We start from the raw sequence: 10,569 nt of genomic DNA, 5'->3' as shown, positions 1-10,569 counted from the left end.
CGGACGACGACGCGGATGGCGGCGCCGGGCGCGTCCAGGGCCCGGCGGACGGCCTCGTGCACCTCGTGGATCAGCGTCCGGATCCGCTCGGGCGGCCGTCCCTCGACGAGGGTGATGTCCACCAGCGGCATCTCAGCTCCCCCGGACGGTGACGGTCCCGAGGCCGGCGAAGCGCGCGGTGACGCGCGTGCCGGGCGCGAGCGGAACGGCGTCGGTCATGCCGCCGGTCAGGACGATCCAGCCGGGTTCCAGCGCCCGGCCGCGCTCCGCCAGGACGTTCACGGCCAGCGCCAGCGCCTCGGCCGGATGCCCCAGGACGGCGGCGCCGGTGGCGCGGTCGGCGACCTCGCCGTCCACCTCCAGCAGGCATTCCTCCGCGGCGAGGTCGAGTTCCCGCGGGCGGCGGGCCGGTGCCCCGACGGTGTACCGCCCCGAGGACGCGTTGTCCGCGACGACGTCGGGCAGCGTGAAGCGGAAGTCGGTGTAGCGGCTGTCGATGACCTCCAGGCCGGCGTGCACCGAGGTGACCGCGGCCAGCGCCCGCCCGGCCGTCATCCCGGGCCCTTCCAACCGGTCGCCGAGCACGAAGACGATCTCCGGCTCGACCCGCGGATGGATCAGCTCATCGAGCGGGACGGGCGCGCCCTCCGGCAGTGCCATCGCGTCGGTGAGCCAGGCCGTCAGCGGGGCGTCGACGCCCATCCGGCGCTGCTTGGCGCGGGACGTCAGGCCCAGCTTGACGCCCGAGACCCGCTCGCCGGCCTCGCACTTGCGCCGCAGGATCTCGTCCTGGACGCGGTAGGCGGCGGCCAGATCCAGGTCCGGCCATTCGCCGGTGAGGGGCGCGCGGTCCCGCCGGTCCCGTTCGGCCGCCAGCAGTTCCGCCGCCGCGCGCCCGACCGTCCATGCGCTCATCGCCGGTTCCTCTCGTCCTCGTCCGCCGGGACGGCCGAGGCACGGCGTGACCGCGTCCGCGGCCGCCTTCACCGCTCGCACCGGCAGGCCGCCGCGTGCGCCGGCGGCCGTGCCCGGCCGGTAACGAGAACGCTAGGTACCGGACGGTCCGGTCCGGCGATCCGTTCCACGGTGCGGAACGCTCAGCGGCGCGTCACAGGCACAGCCGGCGGGACAGCCGGCGCGCGGCCGCTCCGGCCAGCCGGGCGTCCCGCTCCAGCACGGCGCCGACCTCGGACGTCGGCCCGACCAGGGAGATCGCGGCGCGGGCCACCCCGGTGCGGTCGCGCACCGGGGCGGCGACGGAGCTCAGCCCGAACTTGGCCTCGTCGTGGTTGACCGCGTACCCGGCGCGGCGGACGCCGGCGAGTTCCCGCTCGAAGTGCGCGGCGCTGCGGATCGAGGAGCTGGTGAGCCCGGTGAACCCGGCGGCGGTCCGGGCCCGCGCCACCAGCGGGTTGAACGCGGCGATGGCCTTGCCGGAGCTGGTGCAGTGGGCGGGCAGCCGCCGGCCGACGCCGGTGAAGAGCCGGGACACGCGCACCGTCTGCAGCCGCTCCAGGTACATGACTTCGCCCTGGTCGGGGATCGCGAGGTGGACGGCCCGGCCGGTGCGCTCCCGCAGCTCCTCCAGCAGCGGCAGCGCGGCCGCGTGCAGGTCCATCCGGCTGACCGCGAGCTGCCCCAGCTCGTAGAGGTGGAAGCCGAGCCGGTAGCAGCCGGTCTGCGGGTTCTGCTCGGCGAACCCGCGGGCGCACAGCGTCGTCAGCAGCCGGTGCGCGGTGCTCTTGGCGACGCCCAGGCGGCGCGCGATGTCGGAGACCCCGAGTTCGGTGTCGCTGGTGAAGCAGTCGAGCAGGTCCAGGGCGGTGAGCACGGACCGCAGTCCGCCTTCGGGGCCGCCGCGCGCGGAACCTCTGCGGGCCGTGGCTTCGGTCCCGGGCATCGCGCCACCTCCCAAGGTCGAAATCCCCAGATGAACGGGCATCCGCAATGCAATAGACAGTTGTCCATAACCTGGCGATTATCAATACATGTGTTCCGCTGGACGGCACGAATCGGAGACGGTCGTCGGCAGGTCGGCCGCCATCCTGGGCGCGTTCGGCGCCGAGGACGGCGCGCTGGGGGTGTCGGAGCTGTCGCGCCGCACCGGGCTGCCGAAGTCGACCGTCCACCGGCTGGTCCGCGCGCTCACCGCGCACGGGCTCCTCGACCGGTCGGGGTCGCGGGTGCGGCTCGGGCTCCGGCTGTTCGAACTCGGGCAGCTCGTCCCGCTCCGGCGGGACCTGCGCGCCGCGGCGCTCCCGTTCATGGCCGATCTGCGGGACGCCACGCACCAGATCGTCCACCTGGCCGTGCTGGACGGGCCGGAGGTCGTCTACCTGGAGATCCTGCGCAGCGCCGACGCGCCCGCGATGCCGTCCCGCGTCGGCGGGCGGCTCCCGGCCCACGCCACCGGGGTGGGGAAGGCGATGCTGGCCTTCTCCCCGCCCGAGACGGTGGACGCCGTCATCGCGGCCGGGCTGCCGCGGCTGAGCCGCCGCACGATCGTGCTGCCGCGCCTGCTCAGGCGGGAGCTGGAGGGGATCCGCGCGGCCGGCTGCGCGTTCGACCGGGAGGAGTCCGGCGACGGGGTGGTGTGCGCGGCCAGCCCGGTGTTCGGCTCGGACGGCGCGGTCGTCGGCGCGCTGTCGATATCGGGGTGGAGCACCGGGATGAAGCTGGAGCGCATGGCTCCAGCGGTGCGCACGGCCGCGCTGGCCCTGTCCCGTGCGCTGCGCGCGCCGTCCTGACCCGGTGCGGCCGGGTCAGGACGGCGGGACGCGTCGACGGACCCGCAGGCGGTGGCCCCTCAGGCGGTGGCGGGGCGCGGTGCTCCCTGGGGCGTCCCGCCCGCCACGGCCGCGGCTCCGGTCTCGGGGCGGGCGGCCTGCTCACCGCCGGTGATCGTCCTCACCTCTTCAGCAGCGGGCTGCGCACACCGCCGCGCGCCCGGTCGGCGGAGTCGAAGAAGTCCTCGCGGTAGATGTCGCGCGGAAACAGCCGCTTGGCCATCAACGTCCTGATCGCGGCCTCCACCATGGGCGGCGGCCCGCACACGTAGGCCACATGGCCCCGGCAGGTGTCCATCTCCCGGGCGAGGACGTCGGTCACCAGCCCTCGGTGGTATCCGGGCGCGGAGTCCTCCGACAGGCAGGGCAGGTAGCGGAACCGGTCCGGATGGTCGGCGGCGAGCGCCCGGAACTCCTCGACGTCGTACATGTGGGCGGCGGTCCTGCCGCCGTGGTACAGGTCCATGCGCTGCTCCGAGTCGCCCTCCAGCACGTGCAGGACCATGGCCTTGAGCGGGGCCAGGCCGGTGCCGCCGGCGATCAGGATGGCCGGTTCCCGCCGCGCGGGCCGCCAGAAGAACCGCCCGTAGGGCCCGGTCAGCCGGACGGGGTCGCCGGTGCCCAGCGTCCGGAAGACCCATCCGTCGCTGGCGACGCCGCCCGGCGTGCGGCGGACGTGCAACTCGATCCGCCCGGGTCGCGACGGCGGGCCGGCGATCGAGTACGTGCGGGTGACTCCGGCGCCGGGCACCTCGACCGACACGTACTGCCCGGGGTTGAACCGGATGGGCCGGTCCAGGTCGATCAGCAGGCGGCGGGTGTCCAGCGCGCAGTCCTCGACCGCCGCGACCGTACCGGCGAAGTCGGTGACGGGATAGGTGGTGACGTCCGGTTCGTCCTCGACGTCGGCCTCGATTGTCAGGTCGCTGCGGGGCCGGGCGCAGCACAGCAGCGCCATGCCCTCGTCCCGCTCGAAGTCCATCAGCGCGAACGCCGAGACCTCGCCGTGGTCGACCTCCCCTTCGATGACCTGCGCCTTGCAGGTGCCGCAGGTGCCGTGCGTGCACGCGTGCGGCACCCACACCCCGGCGCGCAGGCACGCGTCCAGGACGGTCTGGTCCTCCCGGCAGTCGACCTCCTGCCCGAGGGGTTCGACAGTGACCCGGTGCGTCGCCGGCATCGGGGTCTCCTTCCGCAGTCGGTGTCCGGTCCCTCCGCGTCGGGTCCCGCGGCCCGCCGGTCTGCGCACCGGCGGGCCGCGGGGACCCGCCGCTCAGGTGAGGACCGTGGTGAACCGCTCGTTCAGTTCGCGGCTGATGTAGAAGATCCCCTTGCCGAGCTGGTCCGCGGTCCAGGTGATCGTCGGGAAGTCCGGGTAGGTCATGTAGCCGCCGGAGAACACCTCGTTGCGGTTGCCCGACGGGTCGAAGAAGTAGATCGTGGACCCGCGGGTGATCCCGTGCCGGGTGGGGCCGATGTCCACCGAGACGTCGTCCATCGCGAACAGGTCACCGGCGTGCAGGATGTCGTTCCAGTCCGTCAGGTAGTAGGCGAAGTGGTGCAGCTTCCCGTTCGGCCCGTTGATGACCGCGATGTCGTGCGGGGTGTTGGTGCAGAACATCCACGTGCCGATCGTGTCGCCGCCGTCGAGATCGGTGACCACCCGCTCGGAGACCTTGAAGTCCAGGACCTCGGCGAAGAACCGCTCGGAGAGGGCGGGATCCTCGGCGGTGATCAGCGCGTGGTCGATGCGCGGGACGCCGACGCCGACCAGGTGGCGCGGGAACGGGTCGGGGTTCAGCGTCCCCGTCTCAGTGCCGGTGACCTCGATGTCGGCGTACAGCTCCAGGACGTGGTCGGACGGCAGCACGATCCGCACCCCGTCGCCGACCGCCAGGTTGTCGCCCTTGCTCATCCGCTCGGTGAGGCAGCCGAACGCCTGGGCGCGCTTCTCGAACTCGGCGAGGTCCTCGGGCCGTTCGACCTTGTAGCCCAGCTTGACCAGGCCGACCCCGCCCTCGTCGAGGACGACGGAGTGGTGGTCGTACTCGTCCCACGCCTTGTAGTAGAGCCGCCCGGCCTCCTCGTGGACGAGCCGCATGCCGAGCGTGTCCCCGTAGTGGGAACGTGCCTCCGCGAGGTCGGTCACGCGGGCGTGGACGTAGCCCAGTCTCATGACGCCCATCAGTGTTCTCCTTGCTGTTCCAGCGATCCGGGCTGGGGTTTCCGGCCGGGCCCCGCCGCGGGGCCGGCCGCTGTCGAGACGCCGGCGAGGCCGGCGAGAAGGGGGGCGACGCAGCGGAACCGCGCGTCGTCCGGAAGGCGGATCACCACGTCGGTCAGCGGGACGGCCCGGCAGGTCAGGCACGCCCCGGCGGCGGCCTCGGCCGCCGGCAGGGCCGCGGCGGCGACGCCGCCGCGGTGCTCGACCTCCCCGGCCGTGACCTCGGCGCGGCACACGCCGCAGCCGCCGCGGCGGCAGCCCGCCCGGTAGGCGTACCCGGCCCGCGCCAGGCCGGCGAGGATGGTCTCGCCGGCCCGCAGCGCGACGGTCACCCCGGTCGCCTCCACGGTCACGCCGACCATGTCAGACCGTGAACTCGAGGAGGCTCTTGTGGCCGACGCCGAGGTCGGCCAGCGTCCGCTCGCCGTCCGGTTCGAGCGGCCGGCCGTCCAGCACCCAGCCGCGGGGCGAGCCGGGCACGTAGCCGGGGTCGGAGCCGGCCCACGGGTCGACCATCTGCTCGACGAACGCCGCCCAGGTCATCGCCTTGGGCGCGCGGAAGCAGGCCGCGGAGCAGAACATCATGTTGCCCCGCCACAGCACGTTGACGAGCTGGTCGTCCCCGTACAGCTCCGCCCGCGAACGGGACGGGAAGTCGTAGCCGGGTGAGAGGGCGCGCACGGTCATCTCGCTCAGCCCTCCACCGTCGCGGGCTCGTGCCACAGCCGCCAGTTCCGCTGCTCCGGCGAGCCCGCGTACTCGCCGTTGTCTCCGTCGCCGACGCCGTACCAGGCCAGCACCTCCGGGACGGTCGGCCCGCCGCAGTTGCCCTGGTAGATCTGGTGGACGGGCAGCCACGCCTGCACGTACTTCTCCGGCTCCCGGTCGAAGATCCACTTGCAGCCGTCCGAGCAGAAGTCGAACCGCTCGCCGCGGAACTCGCTGTGCCGCTGGCAGATCGTCGACGGGTCGCCGGGCTCGGTGAACGCCATCGGGATCTGGCACACCTGGCACAGCTGCGGCAGGCCCTGGAAGAAGAACCGGCCGCCGCCGTCCTGTACGGCCCGCGCCCGCTCCCACAGCGGCGCGTAGTACCGGTCGAAGGTGTCCGGGTACTGCTGGGACAGCCAGGCCATCTCTTCCGGCTCGGGGACCGTCGTGGTGAACGCCGCGGCGAAGGAGAACTGGTAGAGCACCCAGTAGACCTGGTGGGAGACGATCTCCTTCTCCTCGACGGCCTGCGCGACGTGCCGCGGCGGCTCGATCCCGTAGAAGGCGAGGTCGGGGAAGAGCCCGCCGAGCATCTGCTCCTCGAAGTAGAGCTCGAACGCCTCCTTCCAGCTCATCACCTTCCGGGGGAGCATGTAGTCCATCATCGCGGCGACCAGCCCGGCGAGCCGGTACCCGCGCCAGAACCACTTGTCGATCCACTCCTGGATGATCGGCACGTTCGCCTCGTCCTGCTCCAGCAGGAACTTGATGGCCTCCAGGCCGAGCGTCATGTGCCGGCTCTCATCGCTCTGCGCGGAGAACCCGAACGTCATCGACGGCAGGTCGCCGTTGAAGCTGGCGCCGCTCATGAACGGGACGAACAGCAGGTTCGTCAGCAGGTACTCGAAGCTGAACGAGATCGCGATGAGGAACTCGAACGGCCCGGCCGACACGGCGTCGTCGAAGAACGACTTGGGCACCGACAGGTACCACACCCGGTCGTGCATCTTGCTCCAGCTGTGGAAGCCGGGGTAGTACCGGTTGTAGCCGGCCAGGGTGTGGATCTCGGTCTGCGCGTGCCGCAGTTCGTCGATGCTCTGGCAGAGCGCGGCGAACCGCGGCCCGGCGCCGTCCAGGTAGCGGGCGAGGAACGCGAACTGCCGGTGCGCGGTGTACTCCAGCGGGGTCACGCCCTGCAGGAAGAGCTTCATCGCGTTGAGGTACCGGGCGTCCGACAGCGTCAGGTGGCCCTGGCTCTGCGCGAAGCCGTCCAGGACGGCGTACAGCCGCTTGTCCTTCTCCGCCTGGTACTTGTGGTACGCGTCCACGGTGAGGCGGAAGGGGTCCTCCCACTTCGACCAGTCGTGGATCTTGATGCCCTCGAACGAGGTGTACGGGAACACCTTCGCGGGGTCGACGTAGGTCGGATCCCAGTGCACGTCCCTGGTCAGCGCCGCGTAGCGCTGCTTGAGCGGAAGTCGTTTCGCCATGGCTCCTCAGTGGCTCCACTTGATGACGATCTCGTCGTCGTCCCACTCGTCCACGTGGCCGTAGTACGAGACGATCGCGAGCTGGAATTCGTGGGTCTCCCACGGGCGGCCGAGCAGTTCCTCGACGCTCTCCCGGCGGATCACCAGCGGGCCCGTCTTCTGGATCTTGATCAGGCCGGGCAGGTACCGGACGGTGATGTCCGGGTTGTCCTTCTCGATGGCCGCGACCAGGTTCCGGACGTCGTCGCCGCTCGCCTGCAGGTCGACGCCGACGGTCCGGGACCGTCCGGTGACGTTCGCGCCGGTCATGCGATCTCCTCCCGCCCGTCGCCGATGCCGGCGGCGGCGAGGTCCGCGCGCAGCCGCCGCGCCAGTTCGCCGGTCATGGCCCGCGCGCCCGTGTCGGCCTCCGCGTCCGCGACGGCGGCGAGGCCGGCGACCGCCTCGACGGCGCGCGGGAGCATCCGCTCGGCGGTCCGCGCCAGCACCACCGCGTTGGCGGCGCCGTGCTGCGGGTCGGCGGTCCAGGCGGCCAGCAGCGCGTCGAACCAGCGGCGCTGGTCCCCGAACCAGCCGTGCAGGTGCTGGGCGACCAGGCTCAGCGCGCCCGCCCCGCCGGCCAGGGCGCGCTCGTCCAGGTGCCGGTACAGCAGCGGGTAGAGCAGGCGGTCGGCCAAATCGAGGGCGAACGCGCCGACGGCCCAGTCGGGCTCGGCCAGCAGCTCCTCCACGTACCTGCGCAGCGGCTGCAGGCCGTCCAGCTCCAGCCAGGCGCGCTTGGCGTCGTCGAGGGTGGCGGTGCCTCCCCCGCCGAGCGCCAGGCCGACCCGGCTGAGCAGCTGCGCGTTGCCGATCCGGTCGAAGGCGGCGTAGGACAGGCACTGCTCGATGCTCGTGCCGTAGGCGAACCGCGCCCCCGCCGTCGAGATCAGCTGCGCTCCGCCCTCGTAGTGCCGCACCGGCAGGACGGCCGCGGCCAGCAGGCCCCGCCAGTCCTGCGGCATCCGGTCGAAGAGGCCGTGGTCCTCGATGTAGTCCATCGTGCGGCCGAACGCGTCGAACTGCTGCGCGCGGGCGGTGACGTAGGGCGCGTAGTAGTACTGCCGCGGGTCGGTGAACGAGTACGGGTCGGTGAGCCGCAGCGCCGAGTGGCGCTCGTCGTAGATCTCGTGCTCGGGATCCCACAGCGGCCGGTAGTGGAAGTGCTCGGTGGCCTGGACGTCGATCGTCCCCTCCTCGTAGCGGGAGGCGGGACGGTCGCCGTAGCGGTCCACCAGGTTCTGGAAGGTGGGCCTGAGCGGCGCGATCACCTGGGTCCGTAGTTCGTACTGCACTAGCTGCCTCCTTGCCGGGTCGCGCCGCTGACGTCGGGGGCGGCCGCGACCCGCAGGAGCCGCAGGATGAGGTTCCCGACGTCCTCCGCTCCGGCGAGTTCACGCGCCTCGCCCCGCGGGGTCGCGGCATCGGGCCACCAGAGCCGGCCGCGAGTGACGCCGTCCGCGTACCTCGTGGAGATCCGCGCCTCCCTGCCGCGAACGCGCATCGAGAACGCGAGCTCCCCCACCCCGGGCCGGTCTTCGAGCTCGACGAGCTCACCCGACCCGGCGAGGACGGCGTTGGCCTCGCACACGAGCTGCTCGGCCAGCGACCGGACGGCCACATGCCGGTCTGTGCCCACTCCCGTCGGCCTGGGCCGACTCTGCACGGTCCGCGGGGCCTCCACCGGTTTGCCCTGGTACGCCTCCGCGACCGCCACCATGAACGGCGTCATGCGCATACCATCGCCACCCCGCACGAGGTGCCGCGCTTTCGTTCCGTGCTGCGGAACACCTCAGCTCCGGGCCCGGCGGCGCCCCCGAATCCTCAAGATCGAACCGGCGCCGGATCCGTCCGGTGGCTCCTCCTCCGACCCGGCGTCCCGCACCGCGCCCGTTCCGTCCCGTCCGTGCGCGGCTTGGACGAGGTTTCGCGGGGCCCCGGCCGTCAGGGGACGGGTGTCACGTCGTTGACCGGGGACAGGGCCGGCCGCCCGGTCAGGACCCGCACGGCCTCTTCGGCGGCGATGCGCCGCACCGGCGATCCGTCCCTCGGTGAGCGCCCGGTGAAGCGCCGCGTCCTCCACGATGGGCCCCGCGCGCGGTGTTGACGAGGACGGCGGTCGGCTTCATCGGGCCCTCTTCATGACCGCGGACTCGAACAGGTTCCTGGTCATGACGAGGAGCCCGCCGCGCGGCGCGGCGGCATCGTCGACGGGGCGATGACCGCCGGTCGGCGGGCGGGGCGTCGGCCAGGTTCTCGGCGACGGTCCAGCCGGTGACCGTCATGGCCTCGCCGTGCAGATGCCCGGCCTCCAGAAGGGCCCGCATGACGGCGGGAACGCCGCCGGCCCGGTACTCAGTTCCGCTGACGTAGGTGACAGGTTGCTCCGCAGTCCCGTGGGACGGCCGAGATCGGAGTAACTGATCACTGCAGATTCGGCGACCAGATCGCCTCCGGATGCGTAGCTGGTCCCGGCCGGCGTGCCGCGCACACGCAGACCGCGCCCCGGCCGGGGGCCCGGGGTCGGCACACTTCACCCTCGACCCGGATGGCCGCCGATCATAAAGTTGCGGCAATGCACCCCTACCCATCGCCCCGCAGCGCGAAAGAGCGCCCGACGCCTCCGCTCGGGTGGCCGCGGTTCACGGCGGGTAGCGTTCATGGATGAATGGGCCATCGCTCAGGCGCGGGTCACGCTGCTGCGCGGCAAACGCCTCACCCCGGCCGAGCGGATCAGGGTCTATCGCGTTCTCGCCGAGGCCGAGCCGCGGGCGAGCCGGGCCTGCATTCCTGGGCCGTCGCGCTGGCCGAAGAGGGCCGCCACGCAGAAGCCGCCGCCGTCTACGCCGACCTCGTCGAGGCAGAAGCCCACGACGAGGCATCCAGCGGCACCGGCGACTGGAACCTCATGGCCTGGGCAGTCCAACTAGAGGCCGCCGGAGACATCCAGGCGGCCATCGCCAGATCCAACGATCTAGCCGAGAGGTGTCGCCTGTCGGTCGATCAGCAGACCGGCCCCATGGCCTGCCTGGTGTATGCGCTGGTCAACCATGCGCGGCTGCTCGGCATGAGCGCAACGGCCACCGGCGCCCATGCCGCACTGCAGGCGGCCGAGCCCATCTGCGTCGAACTCGCCCGGACGGGCGAGCCCAAATCGTGGAGCGGCTACCAGACCACCTACTGGGCGGTGCTGCTGGCGGCATCGGGGCGGGCAGACGAGCAGTTCCCCCCGACCGGGCCCAGACCACCGCTGGGAGTCAGCTTCCAGCACTGGTCACCGCATGTCCGCGGCTGGTGGGGGGACCAGGAGCGCGCCACC

14 protein-coding genes are annotated in these 10,569 nt (G+C 72.4%); 2 read left to right on the top strand and 12 right to left on the bottom strand.

Features of this window, described 5'->3' with window-relative positions; translation table 11 throughout:
• The 3 genes from ACIWVC_RS30970 to ACIWVC_RS30960 all read right to left on the bottom strand — a co-directional run.
• On the bottom strand, positions 1 to 131 hold a 131-nt coding region (locus ACIWVC_RS30970), incomplete at its 3' end, for a tautomerase family protein (protein WP_396454918.1).
• Between the two features lies 1 nt (position 132).
• The gene (locus ACIWVC_RS30965; protein ID WP_396454914.1) at positions 133 to 915 is read right to left on the bottom strand and encodes a 2-keto-4-pentenoate hydratase; all 783 of its coding nucleotides are present in this window, start codon (positions 913 to 915) and stop codon (positions 133 to 135) included.
• Between the two features lie 193 nt (positions 916 to 1,108).
• A complete protein-coding gene (locus tag ACIWVC_RS30960; RefSeq protein WP_396451894.1) occupies positions 1,109 to 1,900 on the bottom strand; it encodes an IclR family transcriptional regulator in 792 nt (263 codons plus the stop codon).
• Between the two features lie 88 nt (positions 1,901 to 1,988).
• On the opposite strand from ACIWVC_RS30960, the gene ACIWVC_RS30955 reads away from it, so the two are divergent.
• Positions 1,989 to 2,747 (top strand): IclR family transcriptional regulator, encoded by a 759-nt coding sequence (locus ACIWVC_RS30955; RefSeq protein WP_396451892.1) that lies wholly within the window; start codon positions 1,989 to 1,991, stop codon positions 2,745 to 2,747.
• A gap of 160 nt (positions 2,748 to 2,907) precedes the next feature.
• Here ACIWVC_RS30955 and ACIWVC_RS30950 read toward each other — a convergent pair whose 3' ends face one another.
• From ACIWVC_RS30950 to ACIWVC_RS30910, 9 genes are all read right to left on the bottom strand, one after another.
• Positions 2,908 to 3,966 carry an NADH:ubiquinone reductase (Na(+)-transporting) subunit F gene (locus ACIWVC_RS30950; RefSeq protein WP_396451890.1) on the bottom strand — a complete coding sequence of 353 codons (1,059 nt, stop codon included), beginning with the start codon at positions 3,964 to 3,966 and terminating at the stop codon, positions 2,908 to 2,910.
• A 93-nt stretch (positions 3,967 to 4,059) separates the two neighbouring features.
• Positions 4,060 to 4,971: a catechol 2,3-dioxygenase gene (locus tag ACIWVC_RS30945; RefSeq protein WP_396451888.1), complete on the bottom strand. Its 912-nt coding sequence runs from the start codon at positions 4,969 to 4,971 to the stop codon at positions 4,060 to 4,062.
• Positions 4,971 to 5,363, bottom strand: a complete 393-nt coding sequence (locus ACIWVC_RS30940) for a 2Fe-2S iron-sulfur cluster-binding protein (RefSeq protein ID WP_396451886.1) — start codon at positions 5,361 to 5,363, stop codon at positions 4,971 to 4,973. The genes ACIWVC_RS30945 and ACIWVC_RS30940 overlap by 1 nt, the downstream gene beginning before the upstream one ends.
• Before the next feature lie 10 nt (positions 5,364 to 5,373).
• Positions 5,374 to 5,697: a phenol hydroxylase subunit P4 gene (locus ACIWVC_RS30935; protein WP_396451884.1), complete on the bottom strand. Its 324-nt coding sequence runs from the start codon at positions 5,695 to 5,697 to the stop codon at positions 5,374 to 5,376.
• A gap of 5 nt (positions 5,698 to 5,702) precedes the next feature.
• Positions 5,703 to 7,211, bottom strand: a complete 1,509-nt coding sequence (locus tag ACIWVC_RS30930) for a YHS domain-containing protein (RefSeq protein ID WP_396451882.1) — start codon at positions 7,209 to 7,211, stop codon at positions 5,703 to 5,705.
• A 6-nt stretch (positions 7,212 to 7,217) separates the two neighbouring features.
• Complete coding sequence (locus ACIWVC_RS30925) at positions 7,218 to 7,520, bottom strand: MmoB/DmpM family protein (protein ID WP_396451880.1); 303 nt, start codon at positions 7,518 to 7,520, stop codon at positions 7,218 to 7,220.
• On the bottom strand, positions 7,517 to 8,545 hold the full coding sequence (locus ACIWVC_RS30920) for a phenol 2-monooxygenase (RefSeq protein WP_396451878.1): 1,029 nt from the start codon (positions 8,543 to 8,545) through the stop codon (positions 7,517 to 7,519). Before ACIWVC_RS30920 ends, ACIWVC_RS30925 begins: the two co-directional genes overlap by 4 nt.
• Positions 8,545 to 8,982, bottom strand: coding sequence for a hypothetical protein (locus ACIWVC_RS30915; RefSeq protein WP_396451877.1), 438 nt, complete (start codon positions 8,980 to 8,982; stop codon positions 8,545 to 8,547). The genes ACIWVC_RS30920 and ACIWVC_RS30915 overlap by 1 nt, the downstream gene beginning before the upstream one ends.
• Positions 8,983 to 9,244: 262 nt before the next feature.
• Positions 9,245 to 9,577, bottom strand: a complete 333-nt coding sequence (locus tag ACIWVC_RS30910) for a hypothetical protein (RefSeq protein ID WP_396454913.1) — start codon at positions 9,575 to 9,577, stop codon at positions 9,245 to 9,247.
• A gap of 341 nt (positions 9,578 to 9,918) precedes the next feature.
• Here ACIWVC_RS30910 and ACIWVC_RS30905 point away from each other — a divergent pair.
• The coding region (locus tag ACIWVC_RS30905; protein ID WP_396454912.1) for a hypothetical protein at positions 9,919 to 10,569 on the top strand (651 nt) is incomplete at its 3' end.

The sequence above is a fragment of the Actinomadura sp. genome (assembly GCF_044508335.1).
In the GTDB taxonomy this organism is placed as follows: domain Bacteria; phylum Actinomycetota; class Actinomycetes; order Streptosporangiales; family Streptosporangiaceae; genus Spirillospora.
Note: the sequence above shows the minus strand (reverse complement) of the source record. Positions and strands in the feature narration are given on the sequence as shown.